The following is a 20,995-nucleotide window of genomic DNA, read 5'->3' on the forward strand; positions in this document are numbered from 1 at the left end:
AAGAGCATTCTGTTAAAAAGAAACATAAAATGATCAGATAAAGTCCGAACTGAATTGTCTGAAAATAAAAGAAATAAACTGATATCAAAAAAAGAAGAAAAAGTGCCAACGATTACTTGACACATACTATTTTTAAACTTCTATTGTGTATTTTTCTGACATGTTGTAAAATAGAAGTATACGTGATTCGTAAAATGAAATTGTGAGGTGAAAAGATATGAGCAGACTAGAACTCCCTACCCCGAGCAAAGCGCAGCTGGTCGTTGAGGGATTATACAAAGATTTAGAGCGGCGGATTGAAGCAAGCCCGCCGGGACTCTGCCCTGTAGATATCTCGAGGGCGTTCCTCGAACTGTGCCATGCTCAGACATGCGGCAAATGTGTACCATGCCGTATTGGTCTTTTACAGTTGAAACATCTGATCACAGATGTTCTGAATGGAAAGGCTACAATGGAAACCCTTGACCTGATGGAGCGTACCGCCCGTTCAATTATGGAGACCGCGGACTGTGCCATCGGATATGAAGCTGCCAATATGGTTTATAAAGGCTTGATCGGTTATCGTGAAGACTATGAAGAGCATATCCGGAACGGACGTTGTACATGTACCTACAACCAGCCTGTTCCATGTGTTGCACTTTGTCCTGCCCACGTTGACATCCCGGGCTATATCGCTCTCGTACGCGAAGGACGCTACGCCGATGCTATCCGGCTGATCCGGAAAGACAATCCGTTCCCGACCACGTGCGGATTTATCTGCGAACATCCGTGTGAGGCAAGATGCCGCCGTAATATGGTCGATGATGCTGTCAATATTCGCGGTTTGAAGCGGATGGCTGCGGACTATGCCGGAAAGGTACCTCCGCCGGAATGTGCTCCTTCCACCGGAAAGACTGTCGCAGTCATCGGAGGCGGCCCTGGAGGATTAAGTGCCGCATACTATCTGCAGCTTATGGGACATCAGGTAACTGTATATGAGATGCTTCCGGAACTTGGCGGTATGCTCCGTTATGGTATTCCAAACTACCGTCTTCCGAAAGACCGTCTCAACGAAGACATTCAGGCAATTCTTGATACCGGCGTCGAAGTAAAATACGGTCTCCGTATCGGGCAGGACATCACCGTACAGGAACTGCGCGCTTCCTACGATGCAGTCCTGATCACTATCGGAGCCAGCACAGATAAAAAACTCGGCATCGAAGGCGAGGACGCCGAGGGCGTAATGTCCGCAGTCCGTTTCCTCCGTGATGTAGGAAAAGGTATTAACCCGGATCTTACCGGACAGGAAGTTGCCATTGTCGGAGGCGGAAATGTGTCCATGGACGCTGTTCGTTCTGCTGTCAGACTTGGTGCGAAAAAAGTCAGCATCCTGTACCGCCGCCGTACCGCAGACATGACTGCGCTTCCGGCCGAAATTGAAGGTGCCATTGCAGAAGGCGTGGAAATCCGCACATTACGCGCTCCTTCCCGCATCGAGACGGATGAAAACGGACATATCCGCGGTATCTATGTGACACCGCAGATGATCAGCCAGATCAAAGGAGGACGCGCAAGTGTCAAACCGTCCGGACTTCCGGATGAGTTTGTTCCATGTACAACCCTGATCGTTGCCATTGGGCAGAACATTGAAACAGAACATTTTGAAAAAGCCGGGCTTCCTGTAGAAAGAGGAAAAATCATGGCTGAAAAATTCGGCGGATTCAGCAATCTTCCTGGAGTTTTTGCCGGCGGAGACTGCGCTACCGGTCCTGCTACCGTAATCCGCGCGATCGCGGCCGCAAAGGTTGTTGCCGCAAATATTGATGAATATCTGGGATACCATCACGAAATCACTTGTGATGTCGAGATTCCGGAGCCGAATCTGGATGACCGTGTACCGTGCGGACGTGTTGAGCTTCCTGAGCGGGAAGCCTGTGAGCGTATCCACGACTTTGACGGTGTAGAACAATGCATGACCTGTCAGGAAGCACAGCAGGAGGCAAACCGCTGCCTGCGCTGCGACCACTTTGGTTTTGGAATATTTAAAGGAGGCCGCGAGAAAGTATGGTAAATCTTAAAATCGACAATAAAGAAATCTGTGTACCGGAAGGTACCACGATTATGGATGCGGCAGCTCAAAACGGAATCATCATTCCGAAACTCTGTTATCTGAAAGATATCAACGAAATCGCTGCCTGCCGTGTCTGCGTAGTAGAAATGGAAGGTAAGGACCGCCTGATCACCTCCTGTAACAACACTGTTCAGGAAGGCATGGTTCTTTATACAAACAGCCCGAAGGTACGTGCGGACCGCCGTAATACCGTGCAGCTCATTCTTTCCCAGCATGACTGCAAATGCGCGACCTGTGTCCGCAGCGGCAACTGTTCTCTTCAGAAGATTGCCAACGACCTGAATATTCTGGAGCTTCCATTCGGCGAGCGTATCGAACGCCAGCCATGGAACAAGGATTTCCCGCTGATCCGGGATTCCGCAAAATGTATCAAATGTATGCGCTGTATCCAGATCTGTGACAAGGTTCAGAGCCTGCACATCTGGGATCTGGAAGGAACCGGCTCCCGCTCTACAGTCAATGTATCAGGCGGCCGTAAGATTGAAGAAGCAGACTGTTCCCTCTGCGGACAGTGTATTACTCATTGTCCGGTTGGTGCTCTGCGCGAGCGCGACGATACAGAAAAAGTCTGGGATGCAATTGCAGATAAAAACACAATCACAGTAGCACAGATCGCTCCGGCTGTCCGTACTGCATGGGGCGAGGCTCTTGGTCTTTCACGTGAAGATGCTACAGTCAACAAAATCGCTGATGCTCTTCACAAGATCGGAGTTGACTATGTGTTTGACACCAGCTTCTCCGCCGATCTTACGATCATGGAAGAGGGAAATGAATTTCTGGAACGTTTTACTAAAGGAGAGACGAAATTACGTCCGATGTTTACATCCTGCTGTCCTGGATGGATCCGTTTCATCAAATCCCAGTTCCCGCATCTGGTGCCTCAGCTTTCCACAGCCAAATCTCCTCAGCAGATGTTTGGCGCAGTGATGAAGACTTACTTTGCAGATTCCATCAATGTAAGTCCGGATCGTATTTTTACAATTTCCATCATGCCTTGCGTCGCGAAAAAAGGAGAGCGCAATATGGAGCTTTTCTATGAAGAATACGCCGGTCATGATACCGATGTGGTTCTGACCACACGTGAGCTGACGCGCATGATCCGTTCTGCCCACATTCCGCCGCATTCTCTTGAGAATCGGGAATTTGACAGACTGATGAAAGAATATACAGGCGCCGGCGTTATCTTTGGTGTAACAGGCGGTGTTATGGAAGCTGCTCTTCGTTCCGCTTACTATCTTGTAACCGGAAGAAATGCGGATCCGGACGCATTTAAGGCTGTACGCAATGACGGAAAAGGCGTGAAATCAGCAGAAATCCAGATTGGCGATGCCGTTGTGAAAGCTGCTGTTGTAAGCGGACTTGGAAATACAAGACGTCTGCTGCAGCAGATCGAACACGGAGAAGTCCATTATGATTTCGTGGAAGTCATGGCATGCCCTGGCGGCTGTGTAGGCGGAGGCGGACAGATCATCCACGATGGCGAAGAACTTGCCTACGAAAGAGGACAGAGCCTCTACTTCCTGGACAAGAATGCACCACTTCGTTTTTCCCACGAAAATCCTGATGTACAGAAGCTGTATGCGGACTTTATGGGACAGCCGCTGTCTCACCGTGCCCACCAGCTGTTACATACTGATCATCAGGCATGGGCGATGCCTCGTTCTGACAGATAATATGCACTGATTTTATTTCTGCCTTCGGAGATCCGGCTGTTTCTGCCATTCTCCGAAGGCGGTTTTTATTTCAGAAAATTTCAGGAGGAATTATGTACACTTTTATCATCAATCCGCACTCCCGCTCTGGAAAAGGACTCACAATCTGGCACACCGTTGAGGCTCAGCTAGAACAGCGCCAAATCTGTTATACCGCCTTTTTCACAAAATATCAAAGGCAAGCCACCACATATGTCCGGAAGCTTACCTCCGACGGATCTTCCCGTGTTCTTGTGGTTCTCGGCGGAGACGGCACTTTGAATGAAGTCATTAACGGGATCTGCTTTCCGGAGCGGGTTACACTCGGTTATATCCCAACCGGCTCCAGCAACGATTTTGCCCGCAGCTTTGGTATCCCAAATGATCCTCTGCGCGCTCTGGAAATTATCCTGAATCCAGGACGGACCGTACACATGGACGTTGGAACCATGTCATACGAAGGGAAACACCGGCGTTTTGCAGTCAGTGCCGGCATAGGTTTCGATGCCGCAATCTGCCACGAAGCGGTTGTTTCAAAGTGGAAGCGGATACTGAACCGGATTCATCTCGGGAAATTTACCTATGCCGTCATTGCGCTTCACCGGCTTTTACTTACATCCACCTGCCCTTTCCATATCGTCCTTGATGATGAAAAAGAGGTGTCCTTTCCAAAAGGATGGTTTGCTGCAGTGATGAACCACCCTTGTGAAGGCGGCGGATTTTATTTTTGTCCTGATGCCCGGCCGGACGACGGACAACTTGATGTTCTGGTCGTATCCGGCCTGAAGGCTCCGGCTCTTCTTCTTACTCTTCCATTCGCGCTTTTCGGGAAACATACAAAATTTCACGGTGTCCATTTATTCCGCTGCAAAAAAGTTTCCATCCATACAGCCAGTGCCCTTCCCGTACATACAGACGGCGAACCTGTTTTTTTACAACGATGTTTTACAGCTTCTATCGAGGCCTGTCCTTTAAAAGTGATCGTATCTTAAAATATTTATAAAATATTCAATCTCTTTTCACAGAATTGTGGTATACTAAGATTTACTGATGGTATAATATAGTGACTGTCATCAGATGATGGACATACAAATGAAAAGGGGAGAAACGCTATGAAATGTCCGAAATGTGGTAATGAACTGCGGGAAAGCAAAAAAACTCCTGGCTATTTTTTATGTGATTCCTGCAAAAAGAAATTCAGCCAGGAAACTCTGGACCGGTTTCAGTCTGCCAGACCTGTCCGCAGGAAAAAACCTGCACCGGTAAAGCCGGAAGAGCCAGATGAAACAACTCAGACAGAAACTAACCAGACAGAAGAAATTCAGGCAGAAGAAGCTCAGACAAGCATGACTCCAGAAGAAACTGTTCCGGAAGAGCCGGTTCAGGCAGAAGCCGATCAAACAGAAACATCTCCGGAAGAACCTGAAGAAGAAACTGTTTCGGAAGAATCTATTCAGGAAGAATCTGTTCAGGAAGAATCTTCTGAAACAGAAACGGCAGAACCGGAAGGACAGACCTATTCCAACATCCCTCCGGAAGCGGTAAGGAATGAGCGTGAAAAAGAAATGAAGGCCAATTATGAGGCCATGCTGAATATAAAAGACGAAACTTCTGATGACTCGGAAGCTGATGATGTAATTCCGGTTTTCGGTGGTTTCCGTGTTCTGATTGGAATTGTATCGATCCTATGCGCCGCTTTTCTTGCTTACCAGGCTTATGATTCAGGTATCTTTACTACCTTTATACATACGCCGGGACTGACAGGAATTGCCGGTATGGTACTTGCAGTCTGCTTCTTGATCGGTGGTCTTGTGGTATTAATTACTCACCGCAGGAACAGCGTGCCGGCATTTATTGTACCTTGTATTTTTTATCTTGGAGGAGCCGTAGGAGGATTCTTTATCCCGGGTTCTGTCATGACTGTACAGATTCTGCTCTTTGTGTCTGCTTTGTTTGGAGCATTTCTGCTCTTTGCACTTGGCTGTGCCAAAGAGATCCATGTTGCCCTCCGGGTACTTGTTTTCATCGTTGCAGTTGCGGTTGCAGCCGGTGCCTACTATGCGGCTCAGTATGTGGTTCCGCAGAGTTCGGCAAGTTCCGGTAAAAATCTACGTCTGACCACGGATGATTTTACCGTCTCATTTGAAAAATCTGATATCGGAACAGATTATGAGGGCGAACAGGCTCTTATGGTTTATTACACAATTACAAATAAAGGTTCCGAAACCCTGGTTCCATCTGTTGCCGTTACTTTCAAGGCACTGCAGGATGATACCACTCTGGATCCTACGATTGTCTCGGATGAACCACTGTCAGAAAATGAAAGCGCAGAAGTCAGCCAGGGCGACAGCGTGCGTGTGTGCACCTCCTTTATTCTTCTTGATCAGTCCGATGTGACTCTTCAGCTTTATGAAACTTTCGGTTCAAACAGTAATATAGCTGAGACAACATTGAATCTGGATTAATCCGGTTCACTTACTTTCATCATTTTCGTTAAAAGGAGAAATCCGAATGTTTTCAAGAAGTAAATGCAAAGCTTTGATTTACCGATATAAACATGCCTGGGTATTTTTGTATATTTTTCTTTATTTACCCTGGTTTTACTATCTTGAGCAACACGTAACAGCAAATTCCGATTTTCACGTGATTCACGCAGCGGTCGATGACTATATTCCTTTTATAGAGTATTTTATCGTCCCGTATCTTTTGTGGTTTGCGTTTATTGCGGTCACTTTTCTCTGGTTCTTCTTTCACGATGTATCCGGATTTTACAAAATGGCCGCTTTCCTTTTTACCGGAATGACCATATTTTTAATTATTTCGACCCTCTATCCAAACGGTCTTGATCTTCGCCCGGTTCAATTCGAGCGGGACAATATTTTTGTGGATATGGTCAAAACGCTGTACAAGGCAGACACTCCGACAAATGTTCTTCCAAGTATTCACGTATTTAACTCTATCGGTGTCTGCATTGCCATCTCACACAACAAAACACTTTCGAGCCGCAAGGTGATCCATTACGGATCTCTGATTCTCGGAATATCCATCATCCTTGCCACGATGTTTTTAAAGCAGCATTCCGTAATCGATGTGACACTGGCAGGCTGCATGGCAACTCTGCTTTATCCGGTCGTATACGTCAGAGAATCCAGAAAGGTATTCCGCCCGAAAGTCACAAAGCATTCTGTTAAAAAAGCCATGGGTGATTAATAAACCCGAAATAAAAATATCCCCTTTGGAGTCCATGCGGTAAGGCACGGATCCTGAAGGGGATACTTTATATGCGGTCTCTTTCCGATTCCTGTTTTAAAGCATTTCAATAAACGCAGCGATACGCGTGTTGAGCTGTCCGATGTCTGCCTGAGAATAGTCTGTCTCAACGCTGATGTACGGTTTTCCTTTTTCCTCATTTACGAATCTGCGGATTCCAAGACTCTCTACATTGTATGTATGGCATGCCTGAAGAATCATCTCTACCACTCCGTCTACCTGATACTCGTCCATCAGTCTTCCAAGGAGTTCCAGACGGTTCGGGTTCGGTGTCATGACAGAGCATCCGATGCTTAAATATCTCTCAGCGATTGCCTGATAGATATCGTCTGTATCTTCATCCACAAGCTTGTCAATGGATTTTGCTCCGGAACAGTTTTCAAAAGTAACAACGATTCCGCCGTTGTCCTCGATGGCTTTGATCACTTTCTCTGTCGCTCCGCCGATCGGGCATCCTGTCACAAGAATACGAGGCTTCTTTTCTTCCATCTTTCCTTCTGCGTATTCCTTTTCGATCTTGTCAGCGATCGCATTCACTTCTGCCGGAATCTTGGATCTGTCCGGTTTGAATGTACTTCCGTATAACACTTTAAACAGATCCTGTCCTTTCATCGGAGCCGGATCCAGTTTCATCAGCTCATACAGACGCTTCAGTGCCACTCTTCCTTCATTCTGCACTCTGACAGCATCTCTGATCTGCTCTTCCGTGATTGTCACTTCAAACTTCTGCTCCAGATATTCTTTGAAGCGGATGATTTCATTTTTCCAGAGCTGAAGTCCGTCCTCTGTCTGTCGGTTCGGAAGCTCCATTGTGAAGACATCCTTGAACTGGCTTAAGTATTCATACATCTTCTTTTTCCCGTCACAGGTTGTCTCTCCTACAACCAGATCGGAAAAATAGAAAAACGGGCACTTCTTTGTTGCCGCAAAGCCGTAGCTGGATTTGATCAGCGGGCACAGGTTCTTTGGCAGATCCTTCTCAGCCGCCGGAATCGTCTCGTCGGATGTGGAGCAAAGACTCACTGTAGCTGCTCCCATTGCCATCGCGATTTCCTGTGGAAAATATGTACAGAATGTGCCTACAATCGGCACGCCCTTGTCTTTTAACTCCTTAATGCCCAGAAATGACTGTTGTCTCTGTTCAGCAAATTCTTCAAATACATCTGGTAATTCTTTAATCAGTTCCATTTTTTTCCTCCTGTCTTCGCCTATCTACCTTATATGGTAACATTTTCTGACAGGATGGGGCTAATTGATATTTGTCATGTATCTATAGTTTTATTATGTTTTTCTATAGGTTTTCCTGCTCATATTTTTCCTGCCCGATCAGAATGCCGATCTGATCTGTATAGGCTTCAAATGCTGCCGGAACAGGGTATTCTTTCTGAATTTCTTCCGGATGCGCAAAAACCAGATTCTTTGCGGATATTTTCTCCAGCTCGTCCACTCTCACCGCATATCCGGTCATGTGCCACTCCACATGGCTGAAAATATGCTTTGCCTCTCCAATGTTTTGAATCCGAAGCGGTGAAAGTCCAAGCTCCGCAATATGATGGATTGCTTCCTCCTGAGTCAGTTTTCCTTTTACATTCGGGAACTCATAGAGTCCTGCCAGCAGGCCGGATGACGGACGTTTATGAAGAGCAATGTTCTCCCCGTCTTTTAGTATAAAGACGGTTTTCTCCTCAATCCTTCTTGCTTTCGCCTTTTTCTTAACCGGGTAGGAAAGCTCTGCTCCTCTCTGATGCGCCAGACAGAACTCCTCTACCGGACATTTACTGCATTTCGGCTCCCCGTTCGGAACACAGACGATGGCACCCAGCTCAATCAGGCCCTGGTTAAAATCGCTTGCCGCATCTGCGGGAATAATTTCTTCCAGCATTCCTTCCATCCGCTTTTTGACGGAGGCTTTCATAATATCCTCTCCATCCGCCAGAATCCTGGTCAGGACACGGAGGACATTTCCGTCTACCGCAGGCTTTGGAATTCCATATGCGATGGAACTGATGGCTCCTGCCGTATAGCTGCCTATTCCGGAAAGAGAAAGAATCTGGTCATAATCTGCCGGCATTTCCCCTTCATAGAGCTCCACGATCTGTCTGGCCGCTTTCTGCATATTACGCACACGGTTGTAATACCCAAGTCCTTCCCACAGTTTCAGAAGCTTCTCCTCCGGCGCGTCCGCCAGATCCTGTATGGTCGGCAATGCGTCAAGGAAACGGGCATAAAACGGCTTTACTGCCTCTACCCTCGTCTGCTGCAGCATGATTTCAGATACCCACACATGGTAGGCTGTCGCATCCTTTCTCCACGGCAGATCCCGCTGCTCCTTCCGAAACCATGCAGTCAACGGCTCCGGCAGATGTTTTAGACGCTCCTGCGGTTTCTCTTCTTCCATCTCCTCCGGGAACCGGACCGGGATCTCCTGATCGATCCGGATCTCATCTTCTGTGACAATGCAGTCCCTTGCAATCAGGTGCACGCCCTTTTCCCTCGCTTTCCACAATGCCCGTGCAAATTCCGGATGAGTATCCACATTCGGCAGGATCTCTTTCACACCTTTCATCTGAATCACGAAAAAAACATAAGCATCCCATCCTTCATCCACAGCACGCATCAGTTCTTCCAAATGCTTCACCGCCCGTTCGCTTGGCGCATCCGGGAATTTCGCTGTCTCTCCTTCTTTCAGGGTGACTCCTTTGACTTCAATCAGGATCTTCTTCTCTCTGGTCTCCACGCAGAAATCAATTCTGGAATTTCCATACTGATATTCCGGCTTGATCCGCACCATATCCGCGAAAAGGTTTCCTTCCCGGATCCACTCTCCCGCTGCCTTGTTCGGCACCTGAGAGTCCATGTTGATGATCTGACCGTCCTTTTTCACCGCGATCAGATCCCATTTCGTCTTCCGGTTCGGATTGTCCGAATGCTGCACGTACACTTCCGTATTCGGAAGCAGCAGCTCCCGGCACCGTCCTGTATTTTTGACGTGAACTGTCTCTGTCACTTCCTCCTGTTCCCTGATGCCGTTGACATAGGCAATAAACCGGTTCGGCCTCTCAAGAAAGACCGCCTTTTCTATCCCTGTATATTTCATGCGTTCTCCTCCAGACTGCTGCCTTCGTGAGCCTGCTGTCCTTTCTGAATCGCCTGATGCTCCTTGTCCAGCTCCTCATACAGTTCGATTGTGTTCCAGTGTACATTCGTCGGTGTCAGAATCGCCTTGTGATCCACCTTTTTGATACCGTTTTTACGCATCTCAGCCAGCATCCTCTGAAGCTTCGCATCCGGCACGCCGGCAAACACCAGAATCTCATGCTCCGGAGCTTCTCCCTGAAATACTTCGTCTGACGGTTCAATTCCTTCCACTCCCGCCAGATATCCGATCGGCTGAAGGAAATCCTTCTCTTCTACCATCCGGATTTTCAATTTCAACAGAAAGGCCGTCATCTGGATCCCTTTCAGCTGTTTTTTATCTTTGAAATTCATTAATAAAATCGATTCTCTCATTATGATCTCCTTCTTTTTTTCTGTCCCTCTTACAGTAACACGAATCGGACAAAGAAACAAGAAGCAGCCGCTTCCATCTATAGAAACGACTGCCTCTCCTTTTCATTTAAGATACAATCTTACGAAATACCGGTTTCAATGCAGGGTAAATTTTCCGGAATTTCTGATAACATTCCTCATACTTCTCTGTCAGATCCTCATCCGGCTCCACGGTTTCCACCACTTTTACGAGTTTCGCGGCCGCTTCCTCAACACTTTCAAACTCACCGCATCCGACTGCCGCCAGAATTGCTCCTCCAAGCGCCGGCCCCTCCTCGCTTTCAATCACATCCACTTTCAGATTCATGATGTTGGCTACCATCTTTTTCCAGAGCAGGCTTTTTGCCCCGCCTCCGCAGATTTTCGTCCGTTCAATCTGAATTCCAAGATTTCTCGCCACTTCCAGAGAATCCCGCAGCCCGAATACAACACCTTCCAGTACCGCCTGCGTCATCTCTTCTCTCGTCGTGTCCATCGTCATCCCTGTAAATGTTGCCCGTGCCATCGGGTCATTGTGCGGGGAACGCTCTCCCATGAGATACGGAAGATAGAACACCTGATTTTCTCCCAGCTTTACGATCTTTTCCTGCTCTTTTGTAAACTCCGATGTTCCAAGAATATCTTGCATCCACCATTTATTACAGGATGCTGCGCTGAGCATGCATCCCATCAGATGATAGTATCCATCCGCATGGGCAAAGGAGTGAAGCGCATTATACCGGTCTACCTGAAACTTCCGGCTGGAAATAAAGATGGTACCGCTCGTTCCGAGGGAAATATTGCACATTCCCTCGCCGACAGTTCCGGTTCCCACAGCCGCAGCCGCATTATCCCCGGCTCCCGCAATGATTTTCACGCTCTCCGGCAGTCCGAGTTTTTTAGCCTCCTCCTTTTTCAAAGTGCCGACCACCTCATAGCTTTCATAAAGATCCGGCAGCTGCTCCCTGCTGATTCCGCAGATTTCCATCATCTCTTTGGACCAGCACTTGTTCTTCACATCCATCAGAAGCATACCGGACGCATCCGAATAGTCGCTGCAAAACGTCCCGGACAGCCGGTACGCAAGGTAATCTTTCGGAAGCATGATTTTCCTGATCCGCGCAAACTTCTCCGGCTCATTTTCTTTCATCCAGAGAATTTTAGGCGCTGTAAATCCCGTAAACGCAATGTTGGCCGTATATGCAGACAGCTTTTCCCGTCCGATCACTTCATTTAAATAATCCGTCTCCTTTGTCGAACGGCCGTCATTCCAGAGGATCGCCGGACGGATTACCTCATCCTTCTCATCCAGCACGACCAGACCATGCATCTGTCCGCCAAAACTGATCCCTGCCACTTCCGACCTGTCCACATCTTTAGTCAGCTCCCGGATTCCCTCAATACTCTTCTCGTACCAGTCTTCTGGATTCTGCTCCGACCAGCCCGGATGCGGAAAGGAAATCGGGTATTCTCTGGAAACAATCTTCCGGATCTCTCCCTGTCCGTCCATCAGCAAAAGCTTCACCGCCGATGTTCCAAGATCCACACCAAGATATAACATAGGCTCTGCCCTCCTTTTTCTCTTCCTATTTTCATTGGGGACGTGTTCCGGTGCATCGGAACACGTCCCCGTTAAACAAAAATGTTTAAGCGAATGGGTTTTCTGTTCTGTATCTTACGCCTTTTGGCTGGTTGTAGCCTATTTCGTCAACGTCGACACCGATGTATTTGAATACTTCGTACAGTTCTTTTCCGTAGTGTCCGAATGCGACTGCGCCGTGGTGCGGGTAGTTGCCTTCGATGAGAACGTGGCGGTAGAATCTTCCCATTTCCGGAATTGCGAAGATTCCAATGGATCCGAAGGATCTGGTTGCCACCGGAAGAACTTCTCCCTGAGCAATGTATGCGCGCAGTTTGTTGTCTGCGGTGCTCTGGAGGCGGTAGAATGTAATGTCTCCAGGTACGATGTCTCCTTCGAGTGTTCCCTGTGTCACCTCTTCCGGAAGGGTTCTTGCCATAATCATCTGATATTTCATCTCGCAGGAGGTGAGTTTTCCGGATGCGGTGTTGCCGCAGTGGAATCCCATGAATGTATCTTTCAGTGTATAGTCGTATTTTCCTTTGATGTCTGCTTCGTACAGATCTTTTGGTACGGTGTTGTTGATGTCAAGCAGCGTTACGGCATCCTGGCTTACGACGGTTCCGATGAATTCGCTGAGTGCTCCGTAAATATCAACTTCACATGATACCGGGATGCCCTGTGCGGTCAGACGGCTGTTGACGTAGCATGGCACAAAACCGAACTGTGTCTGGAATGCCGGCCAGCATTTTCCTGCGATGGTCACGTATTTTCTGTATCCTTTGTGATCCCGGATCCAGTCTTTTAATGTCAGTTCATACTGTGCAAGTCTGGTGAGGATTTCCGGTTTCTTGTTGCCTGCTCCGAGTTCTTCTTCCATTTCTTTTACAATGGCCGGAATCCGTTCGTCTCCCTCATGTTTGTTGAATGCTTCAAACAGATCCAGTTCGGAGTTTTCCTCGATCTCCACACCGAGGTTATAAAGCTGTTTGATCGGTGCGTTACATGCAAGGAAATTTAACGGGCGTGGTCCAAAGCTGATGATCTTCAGATCCTGAAGGGCAATCACAGCTCTTGCGATCGGCAGGAATTCGTGGATCATATCCGCGCAGTCCTCTGCATCGCCTACCGGGTACTCCGGAATATAGGCTTTGATATTGCGAAGTGCCAGGTTATAGCTTGCATTCAGCATTCCGCAATATGCATCTCCTCTTCCCTGGCAGAGATCGTCTCCTGTTTCCTCTGCTGCCGCCACGAACATTTTCGGTCCATCGAAGTGTTTTGCAAGCAGGGCCTCAGAGATTTCCGGTCCAAAGTTTCCAAGGTATACGCAAAGCGCATTGCATCCTGCTTTTTTAATATCCTCCAGTGCCTGTACCATATGGATTTCACTTTCCACGATGCACACCGGGCATTCATAAATATCTTCCGCATCATATTTTGCCGAGTAGGCTTTTACAAGGTTTTCCCTTCTTGTCACGGAAAGGCTCTCCGGAAAGCAGTCTCTGCTCACCGCAACGATTCCTAATTTTACTTTTGGCATATTCATTTCCAGACTCATCTTTTCTTCCTCCTGAATTTCGGCTCTGTTAAAATGATTATAGCAGTTCTTTTTTGTCCTTATCCACCAATAATTTAGCTAATCCATGGCACTTTTTTGTCTTTTTCGGTATTCGCTCGGAAGAATCCCGTACTTCTTCCTGAATTCCCTTGTAAATGCCTTCTGATTCGGGAAGCCGTGATTCATGGCGATCTCCCCGATGGTGTGATCCGTGTTGGCAAGTTCCTGAAAACCGTACTCTACCCGGACATCCTGGAGGAAAGTCTTATAATTTGTCCTGGCATATTTCTGGAACATGCGGGAAAGGTAGGACGGCGAGTAGCCGAAAATCTCTGCCACCGTCTCCAGGGACAGATCTTTTGTATAATTATCCCGGATATATCCGGTAATCATGGAAAGCCGGTTCAGCTTCCGGTAATGCCGGATCTCCTCCGGAAGAATCTCCTGTTTCCGGTACTTTGTGACCAGCAGATAAATCAGCATGAAAAAATCGCTCTGCACCTTCCACTCGTATCCGGTCTCTTTTATCTGAATGTCCCGGTACATGCTCTCCATCAGCTCCATAATCTTCTGATCCTGCCTTCTCGGACTGTGTGTAAAAAGAATCATTCCATCCTGAGCATAATAATTCCGAAATACATTCATGGGAATCTGCAGAACAATCGTATGATTTGGAAGGGGTGATACAACTGAATGAATCTCATTGGAATTCAGAAGAATAAATTCTCCCGGTTTCAGCGGATACTTCTCCTCATTGATAAAAAAGGTCAGCGTCCCTTCAAACACTGCAAAAATCTCGATGGAGCGGTGCCAGTGTTTCTCCCGCACATAATGTCCGTCTTTCCCTTCAAACCGGAACAGTTTAAACGGAAAGCCTTCATTTGGAATAATCAGTTCATGCTCATATCCCATCCTGTTTCTCCTTTCTGTTTTTGTATTCTGTCAAAACTGCGAAAGTGGATTCCATGCCCGGCGCATCAAATCCACTTTCTCCGTCTCGCATTATGATTTTAAGTAAAAATCAGGAAATATCCCAGCACAACGACACCCAGAATAATCCGGTAGTATCCGAACACGGTAAAGTCGTGCTTCTTAATGTATCCCATGAGGAATTTGATCGCAAAGACTGAAACGAGGAACGATACGACACATCCTGTCAGCAGAACCGCAATCTCATGTCCCGTATAATTGAATCCGAATTTGATCAGTTTCAGTCCGCTTGCCGCTACCATGGTCGGAATCGCAAGAAAGAAGGTAAACTCCGCTGCCACCGGTCTTGCCACACCAATCAAAAGGGCTCCCACGATTGTCGCACCGGAACGTGACGTACCCGGAACCATCGCAAGTACCTGGAAGCATCCGATTCCAAATGCGGTCCAGTAGGTGAGCTCCTTCAGCTTTGTCACTCCCGGTTTCCTGTGTTTGTTCCACTTTTCAATAACGATAAAAAGTACACCGTAGATAATAAGCATCAGGGAAATCACAACATAGTTGGACAGCTTTTCATCCACAATGTCATCGATAAACAGTCCGACTGCTGACGGAATGCACGCAACCGCCACCTTCATCCAAAGCTCTATCGTGTTCCACCGCTGTTTCGGCGTCTTCCGTGATGAAAACGGATTCAGCTTGTGAAAATACAAAACAATGACTGCAATCACCGACGCAAGCTGAATCACCACTTTAAACATATTTACAAATTCATTGCTGACACTCATATGCAAAAACTCTTCTGCCAGAAGCAGATGTCCGGTACTGCTGATCGGCAGCCACTCGGTAATTCCCTGTATGATTCCAAGTATAATCGAAATAATAATGTCCAATCTCTGAACCTCCCCTACCTCAGTACAAACTTCTCTATTGCCTTTGCCACGCCGTTCTCTTCGTTGGTAAGCGTAATATAATCCGCATGCTTTTTGACTTCCTCATGGCCGTTTGCCATGGCAACGCCGAATCCCACTGTCTGAAGCATCACCAGGTCATTGAGTCCGTCCCCGCAGGCCATAATCTCATCTTTTGTAATTCCAAGAAGCTTTCCAAGCTCCAGAAGCCCGTTTCCTTTATTGACACCTGCCGCATTGACTTCGACATTATTGACCAAAGCTCCGGTAACAGCAAGATTTGTCGTCTCTTTCAGCCGTCTCATTGCCTCTTTTCTCTCATCCAGATCTGCAAACACAGCCTGGATCTTATCCATTCCAAAGGAAAACTCCTTCATCTTGTCCCTGACATTGTCCACCCGTTTTCTCGTCTTCCTGATGTACTCACGCATACCCGGCTCGGGATAATATTTTTCCACCTGTTCAATCGCGGCACGATTCGCGTATCCGACTCCGTCATAATAGACATCTCTCAGTGTGTCGTATTCTTCAAATATGTCCAACACTCTGGATGCATCTTCGTTGGACAAAAGATGCGAAAAAAGAAGCTTCTCTCCATCTTTTCTGTCATAGATTCTGGCTCCGTTTGCAGTCAGAATATACCGCATCCCCGGAAACTCTCTCATAAACTCCGGCACTCCGGACAGTGGCCGTCCGGTTGCCACAAGGACCGTTACTCCCTGACGGATCGCCTCTTTGAGTACTTCTTCTGAATATTTCGTCACCTTTTTCTCACTGTTGAGCAGCGTACCGTCCAGATCCAGCCCGATCATCTTAATCTCTCTCATAACCTGTCAGTTCCTTTCTTTCTCTGGAATATTGATACAGCCGCTTTGTCAGCCTGTGCTCACTCTGCAGCCATCCCTGCTCCCCAAACTGAATCATGGACTGCACGGTCTTTCTATCCGACTTTGGCGCAAATAAAAGCAGATCCCTGGAAGGTGCCATGATCACCACATCGTCCTGCAGCTTTTCCGTACAGACTTCCCAGACGTGACGCAGACACAGCGCACTTGCCTCGTGTACTCCGTCTGCAATCACGCCGAATCCTCCAAACAGGGTATTGGAAAAGACAAACTCCACATCCCTTGCCAGATTCTCGCAGGCAGTCCGGTAAATCTCTTCCGGTGTCATCCCTTCCGGGAGCATCGAATCTTTCAAAATTTCAAAAACCTCTTCTTCTTTCTGTATTACAAATACCGTCATCAGACCGTCCACAAAAGACAGAAGCGGGGTGTCTTCCGGCGAACAGCCCTCTTTCTCCCATCCGGCCGCATCCCCCGGGATTTCCCGCACCCATGGATAAATCCGGAGCCTGTATTCTTCAAACTCTGCTTCTTTTGTCCTGCTTCCCATTTTCGTTATCCTTTCTTCATAAATGACTCTTGGCCTACATAATTATTTATATTCTATCAAAATTTGATTAATTCCGCAATTTATAGTATACTCTATCTGTATTTAATTTTACGAAAGGATTCGGTATGATGAAAGCAAAACTTAAACCTTTACTGCGTGCATGTACTGCTTTTACCTGTGCCGCCGTTCTGATGGCTTCCCCTGTTCTTGTATATGCAGAGGATTCCGTAGCTGATCTGGAAAAGGAAACACAGGATCTCCAGTCCGAATTACAGGATTTGAATGAGCAGCTTTCTTCTATCAGCGGGGAAATCACCTCCCTTGCCGCGAAGATTGAAAGCACGAATAAAGAAGCCGAGCAGACAGAGCTTGATCTGGCTGCCGCACAGGTGAATGAAGATCTGCAGTATCAGTCGATGAAGAAACGTATTCAGTACATATATGAAAGCGGGAATGTTTCTTTTCTCGAAATTCTTCTTACTTCAGACAGCATGGGCGAATTTCTGAACCGTGTGGACTTTGTATCAAGCGTTACGGAATACGACCGTAAAATGCTCAAGCAGCTGCAGGATCTGCGTCAGGATATCGATCAAAAAGAGAAAAATCTGAAGAAACAAAAAGAAGAACTGGATGCCATGAAACAGCAGATGACATCCAAGCAGGCTGAATTGAATTCCCGGATTGAATCAACCAACGGACAGCTTACTGCTTCTTCCCAGGCACTTGCTGCTGCAAAGGCCGCTGAAGAAGCTGCAAAAAAAGCACTGGAAACGACAACAGACTCTTACAATGCAGCCGGTACGAGCGAACTCGAATCAGATACTTCTTCTGACAAAGACTCCGGCAAAAGCGAATCATCTTCTGACAATAAGCAGGAGACATCTGCTCAGAAACCTGCGGATACCCAGAAGCCTTCCGGCGGAAATTCCTCCGGCAGCTCAAATAACAGCAGCAATAACAATAATAACAATACGTCTAATTCAGGAAATCAGAAGCCGCCGGCCGATAATTCAACTACCCAGAAGCCTTCTGCTCCTGCCGAAACAAGCGACCTCGTTCTGTTTGCGGCAATTCTGGAATGCGAGGCAGGCGGAGGCGGATACGACGGGCTTCTCGCTGTTGCTACCGTCATTATGAACCGTGTAGAGAGTCCAAGATATCCTAATACATTAAAAGGCGTCATTTACCAGAGCGGACAGTTTTCCCCGACCTGGAACGGAAGTCTCAGTAAAGTTCTGAACCGGGGACCAAGCTCCATCTGTTATCAGGTAGCAAGAGATGCCCTCAACGGCAAACGGCTTGCATCTGTCAGCGGATGTTATCAGTTCCGCGCCGCATCTACCGGTCACAGTGGAACTGTCGTAGGAGGAAATGTATTTTTCTAATAAGTTTCTGACAACACATCCTTGCTGACCCGGCATTACGCCGGCGGATTTTTAATAATTTGCATATGAAAACGCTATGCAGATCAGGATCTCTCCCGATTTCTGCATAGCGTTTCTTTTTTTCTTTATTCCTGCACCGGACCTCCTGCCTGTCCCGGTCTGCGATTCAGTATTTCCATAAACTCATCGCCGGTGATGGTTTCGTGTTCATAGAGATATTTTGCAATATCATGAAGCTTCATGATATTCTCCTCCAGAATTCTTCTTGCTTTCTCATGCTGTGTCCGTACAAGTTCAACTACCTTTTTATCAATGTAGGATGCCGTCTCATCGGAGCAGGCAAGGGATGCGTCTCCACCCAGATACTGGTTGCTGATATGCTGAAGAGCCACCATATCAAACTCATCTGACATACCATACTGAGTAATCATTGCTCTTGCAAGCTTTGTCGCCTGTTCAATATCATTGGACGCTCCTGTGGAGCTGGAGTGGAAAATCAGCTCTTCCGCCGCACGTCCTCCTGTGAAGGTTGCGATTTTATTTTCCAGTTCCTCTTTTGACATCAGGAAATGCTCTTTCTCATCCACCTGCATCGTATATCCAAGCGCGCCGCTTGTCCTTGGAATAATCGTGATCTTCTGAACCGGCGCGGAATGGGTCTGCAACGCGGCCACCAGAGCATGTCCTACCTCGTGGTATGCCACCTGCAGCTTCTCCTTGTTGGACAGCACACGGGTCTTCTTCTCATATCCTGCGATAACTACTTCCACGCTCGCTTCCATGTCGGCCTGGGTCGCAAATTTCCTGTGCTCTCTTACCGCCTTTAAAGCAGCCTCATTGACAATATTGGCAAGCTCCGCACCGGAAGCACCTGCTGTCATCTTGGCAATCTCGTTAAAGTCCACATTATCAGCGATCTTGATCTTCTTTGCATGGACTCTCAGAATATCCGCTCTTCCCTGCATATCCGGAAGCTCAACCGGAATCCTCCGGTCAAAACGCCCCGGTCTTAACAGCGCCGGGTCCAGAGAATCCGGACGGTTCGTCGCCGCCAGAATCACAACACCTTTGGAACCGTCAAAACCATCCATCTCTGTCAGAAGCTGGTTCAGCGTCTGTTCCCGTTCGTCATTGCCGCCAATCTGTCCGTCCCTCTTTTTACCGATGGTATCGATCTCATCAATGAAGACGATACACGGCGCCTTCTCGTTCGCCTGTTTGAAGAGGTCACGCACTTTGGCAGCGCCCATTCCGACAAACATCTCTACGAACTCCGATCCGGAAATGGAGAAGAACGGAACATTTGCCTCTCCGGCTACTGCCTTGGCAAGCAGCGTCTTACCGGTACCAGGAGGGCCTACGAGAAGGGCTCCTTTCGGCATGGAAGCACCGATCTCTCTGTATCTTGCCGGATTATGAAGGAAATCAACGATCTCACTTAAAAGCTCCTTGGCCTCCTCCTCACCTGCCACATCCGAAAAGTGAATTCCGGAGTCGGACTGAACATAAATCTTGGCATTGCTCTTTCCCATTCCGAACGCCATGGAATTCGGCCCGCCCATCTTGCTTGCCATTTTTTTCGAAAGCCAGTTCCCGATAAACAGAAAGATGGCAATCGGAATAACGTAGGAAAGCAGCAGGCTCATCCATACCGGCATCTGCTCTTCGATATTCTGGGAGAATTTCGCTCCCGCATCATGAAGACGCTCCACCAGTCCGGGATCATTCATCACACCGGTCTTGTAGACATGTTCCTGATTCTTGTCCGTAAAAACGATTTCTGTATCCTGAACCTCCACAAGTCCAATCTCTTTATTTTCTGTCATCGTCATAAATGTGCCGTAATCGACTTCTTCCGTCCTCTGCTCCAGTATGTTCGGGAACAACAGCCCGTTCAGCAGAAGGATGACTACCGCAACCACGAGCGCATATATGATAAAAGGTTTTCTAGGTGATTTAACTTCTTTCATTGCGTATCTCCCTTCATTTTCTTGTTTTAGTATAGCATGGCGTCTGTGTAGAAACCATGGAAGAAATCTAAAGCTTTTCTAAAAAAAGTATATACTTTCTTACCACTTTATAACAACTTTTCATAGGCATAGCGCAGATCTCCGGTTACAAGCCAGATCCATCCACAGTAGGAAAAACCGTTCTTTTTCAACCAGTTCTGCATGATCCGGTTGTCCGGATGCGTATCAATCCGAATACTCCCGGCTCCATGTTCTCTGCCCAGATCCTCGGCTTTTTTCAAAAAACTGCCGGCTGTTCCGCGCCTTTTGTAATCGCTGTGTGTCGCGATTCTGTGAATGACGACATAGTCCGCATCCGGTCCCGTCAGCCATTCTCCTTTCTCTATCTTTTCATATGTACTCTCTCCTTCAGGAGAAAGCACCGCTGTACCGATCAGTCTCCCCTCTTCTTCTGCCACGTAGCTCTGTCTCTTCCGGATATCTCCCAGAAGAACTTCTTTGTTTGGATAGCCATCCTGCCACTGATTGATCCCGCTCTCTTTAAAAAGCTTCTGGGCCATCCTGATAATTTCCATGACCTGTTTCAGATCCTCCTTTTTTGTTTCTCTGATTACCATATTTCGTCCCCCTTTTGTGTCTTTCCATTTTATCACGTTTTTCCTCCG

17 protein-coding genes are annotated in these 20,995 nt (G+C 47.5%); 6 read left to right on the forward strand and 11 right to left on the reverse strand.

Translation table 11 applies throughout. The features are described 5' to 3' along the window. The first annotated feature begins 217 nt into the window (after positions 1-217). The 5 genes from Selli1_RS07765 to Selli1_RS07785 all read left to right on the forward strand — a co-directional run bounded on the left by Selli1_RS07765 (position 218) and on the right by Selli1_RS07785 (position 7,011). On the forward strand, positions 218-2,050 hold the full coding sequence (locus tag Selli1_RS07765; protein WP_087168644.1) for an NAD(P)-binding protein: 1,833 nt from the start codon (positions 218-220) through the stop codon (positions 2,048-2,050). Continuing rightward, positions 2,044-3,783, forward strand: coding sequence for a [FeFe] hydrogenase, group A (locus tag Selli1_RS07770; RefSeq protein WP_281872669.1), 1,740 nt, complete (start codon positions 2,044-2,046; stop codon positions 3,781-3,783). The genes Selli1_RS07765 and Selli1_RS07770 overlap by 7 nt, the downstream gene beginning before the upstream one ends. Positions 3,784-3,875: 92 nt before the next feature. Then, on the forward strand, positions 3,876-4,793 hold the full coding sequence (locus tag Selli1_RS07775; protein ID WP_087254919.1) for a diacylglycerol/lipid kinase family protein: 918 nt from the start codon (positions 3,876-3,878) through the stop codon (positions 4,791-4,793). Between the two features lie 120 nt (positions 4,794-4,913). Beyond that, positions 4,914-6,266, forward strand: coding sequence for a DUF5067 domain-containing protein (locus Selli1_RS07780; RefSeq protein WP_204863969.1), 1,353 nt, complete (start codon positions 4,914-4,916; stop codon positions 6,264-6,266). Positions 6,267-6,312: 46 nt separating this feature from the next. After that, the gene (locus Selli1_RS07785; RefSeq protein ID WP_087254925.1) at positions 6,313-7,011 is read left to right on the forward strand and encodes a phosphatase PAP2 family protein; all 699 of its coding nucleotides are present in this window, start codon (positions 6,313-6,315) and stop codon (positions 7,009-7,011) included. A gap of 96 nt (positions 7,012-7,107) precedes the next feature. On the opposite strand, the gene Selli1_RS07790 is transcribed toward Selli1_RS07785, so the two are convergent. The 9 genes from Selli1_RS07790 to Selli1_RS07830 all read right to left on the reverse strand — a co-directional run bounded on the left by Selli1_RS07790 (position 7,108) and on the right by Selli1_RS07830 (position 16,975). Beyond that, complete coding sequence (locus tag Selli1_RS07790; protein ID WP_087168649.1) at positions 7,108-8,259, reverse strand: double-cubane-cluster-containing anaerobic reductase; 1,152 nt, start codon at positions 8,257-8,259, stop codon at positions 7,108-7,110. A 103-nt stretch (positions 8,260-8,362) separates the two neighbouring features. Further along, a complete protein-coding gene (mutY, locus tag Selli1_RS07795) occupies positions 8,363-10,168 on the reverse strand; it encodes an A/G-specific adenine glycosylase (RefSeq protein WP_281845766.1) in 1,806 nt (601 codons plus the stop codon). After that, entirely contained in the window at positions 10,165-10,581 is a 417-nt protein-coding gene (locus tag Selli1_RS07800) for a DUF3783 domain-containing protein (RefSeq protein WP_281845765.1), read from the reverse strand. Before Selli1_RS07800 ends, mutY begins: the two co-directional genes overlap by 4 nt. A 106-nt stretch (positions 10,582-10,687) precedes the next feature. Beyond that, the gene (xylB, locus tag Selli1_RS07805; RefSeq protein ID WP_087254931.1) at positions 10,688-12,160 is read right to left on the reverse strand and encodes a xylulokinase; all 1,473 of its coding nucleotides are present in this window, start codon (positions 12,158-12,160) and stop codon (positions 10,688-10,690) included. A gap of 85 nt (positions 12,161-12,245) precedes the next feature. Continuing rightward, positions 12,246-13,739 (reverse strand): L-fucose/L-arabinose isomerase family protein, encoded by a 1,494-nt coding sequence (locus Selli1_RS07810; RefSeq protein ID WP_281845764.1) that lies wholly within the window; start codon positions 13,737-13,739, stop codon positions 12,246-12,248. Between the two features lie 78 nt (positions 13,740-13,817). Further along, the gene (locus Selli1_RS07815) at positions 13,818-14,651 is read right to left on the reverse strand and encodes an AraC family transcriptional regulator (protein ID WP_087168653.1); all 834 of its coding nucleotides are present in this window, start codon (positions 14,649-14,651) and stop codon (positions 13,818-13,820) included. Between the two features lie 98 nt (positions 14,652-14,749). Then, positions 14,750-15,562 carry an undecaprenyl-diphosphate phosphatase gene (locus tag Selli1_RS07820; protein ID WP_087168654.1) on the reverse strand — a complete coding sequence of 271 codons (813 nt, stop codon included), beginning with the start codon at positions 15,560-15,562 and terminating at the stop codon, positions 14,750-14,752. Positions 15,563-15,576: 14 nt separating this feature from the next. After that, positions 15,577-16,407 carry a Cof-type HAD-IIB family hydrolase gene (locus Selli1_RS07825; RefSeq protein ID WP_087168655.1) on the reverse strand — a complete coding sequence of 277 codons (831 nt, stop codon included), beginning with the start codon at positions 16,405-16,407 and terminating at the stop codon, positions 15,577-15,579. Then, positions 16,394-16,975, reverse strand: a complete 582-nt coding sequence (locus Selli1_RS07830; RefSeq protein WP_087168656.1) for a DUF1444 domain-containing protein — start codon at positions 16,973-16,975, stop codon at positions 16,394-16,396. The genes Selli1_RS07825 and Selli1_RS07830 overlap by 14 nt, the downstream gene beginning before the upstream one ends. A 125-nt stretch (positions 16,976-17,100) precedes the next feature. Here Selli1_RS07830 and Selli1_RS07835 point away from each other — a divergent pair, with 125 nt between their 5' ends. Next, the gene (locus Selli1_RS07835; RefSeq protein WP_281872674.1) at positions 17,101-18,360 is read left to right on the forward strand and encodes a cell wall hydrolase; all 1,260 of its coding nucleotides are present in this window, start codon (positions 17,101-17,103) and stop codon (positions 18,358-18,360) included. A 125-nt stretch (positions 18,361-18,485) separates the two neighbouring features. Here the strand turns inward: Selli1_RS07835 and ftsH are convergent, their stop codons facing one another. Together ftsH and Selli1_RS07845 are read right to left on the reverse strand one after the other, a co-directional pair. Continuing rightward, positions 18,486-20,330: an ATP-dependent zinc metalloprotease FtsH gene (ftsH, locus tag Selli1_RS07840; protein WP_191433830.1), complete on the reverse strand. Its 1,845-nt coding sequence runs from the start codon at positions 20,328-20,330 to the stop codon at positions 18,486-18,488. Positions 20,331-20,437: 107 nt separating this feature from the next. Continuing rightward, on the reverse strand, positions 20,438-20,947 hold the full coding sequence (locus Selli1_RS07845; protein ID WP_171027954.1) for a GNAT family N-acetyltransferase: 510 nt from the start codon (positions 20,945-20,947) through the stop codon (positions 20,438-20,440). Between the last annotated feature and the right edge of the window lie 48 nt (positions 20,948-20,995).

Source organism: Sellimonas catena, from assembly GCF_027924685.1.
Classification (GTDB): Bacteria; Bacillota; Clostridia; order Lachnospirales; family Lachnospiraceae; genus Sellimonas; species Sellimonas catena.

Bases quoted from the DNA above. Each gene is read 5' to 3' on its own strand.
- Selli1_RS07800 (WP_281845765.1), bottom strand. From the start codon at position 10,581: ATGAGAGAATCGATTTTATTAATGAATTTCAAAGATAAAAAACAGCTG.
- Selli1_RS07775 (WP_087254919.1), top strand. From the start codon at position 3,876: ATGTACACTTTTATCATCAATCCGCACTCCCGCTCTGGAAAAGGACTC.
- ftsH (WP_191433830.1), bottom strand. From the start codon at position 20,330: ATGAAAGAAGTTAAATCACCTAGAAAACCTTTTATCATATATGCGCTC.
- Selli1_RS07835 (WP_281872674.1), top strand. From the start codon at position 17,101: ATGATGAAAGCAAAACTTAAACCTTTACTGCGTGCATGTACTGCTTTT.
- Selli1_RS07770 (WP_281872669.1), top strand. From the start codon at position 2,044: ATGGTAAATCTTAAAATCGACAATAAAGAAATCTGTGTACCGGAAGGT.
- Selli1_RS07780 (WP_204863969.1), top strand. From the start codon at position 4,914: ATGAAATGTCCGAAATGTGGTAATGAACTGCGGGAAAGCAAAAAAACT.
- Selli1_RS07845 (WP_171027954.1), bottom strand. From the start codon at position 20,947: ATGGTAATCAGAGAAACAAAAAAGGAGGATCTGAAACAGGTCATGGAA.
- Selli1_RS07785 (WP_087254925.1), top strand. From the start codon at position 6,313: ATGTTTTCAAGAAGTAAATGCAAAGCTTTGATTTACCGATATAAACAT.
- Selli1_RS07790 (WP_087168649.1), bottom strand. From the start codon at position 8,259: ATGGAACTGATTAAAGAATTACCAGATGTATTTGAAGAATTTGCTGAA.
- Selli1_RS07810 (WP_281845764.1), bottom strand. From the start codon at position 13,739: ATGAGTCTGGAAATGAATATGCCAAAAGTAAAATTAGGAATCGTTGCG.
- xylB (WP_087254931.1), bottom strand. From the start codon at position 12,160: ATGTTATATCTTGGTGTGGATCTTGGAACATCGGCGGTGAAGCTTTTG.
- Selli1_RS07825 (WP_087168655.1), bottom strand. From the start codon at position 16,407: ATGAGAGAGATTAAGATGATCGGGCTGGATCTGGACGGTACGCTGCTC.
- Selli1_RS07815 (WP_087168653.1), bottom strand. From the start codon at position 14,651: ATGGGATATGAGCATGAACTGATTATTCCAAATGAAGGCTTTCCGTTT.
- mutY (WP_281845766.1), bottom strand. From the start codon at position 10,168: ATGAAATATACAGGGATAGAAAAGGCGGTCTTTCTTGAGAGGCCGAAC.
- Selli1_RS07765 (WP_087168644.1), top strand. From the start codon at position 218: ATGAGCAGACTAGAACTCCCTACCCCGAGCAAAGCGCAGCTGGTCGTT.
- Selli1_RS07830 (WP_087168656.1), bottom strand. From the start codon at position 16,975: ATGGGAAGCAGGACAAAAGAAGCAGAGTTTGAAGAATACAGGCTCCGG.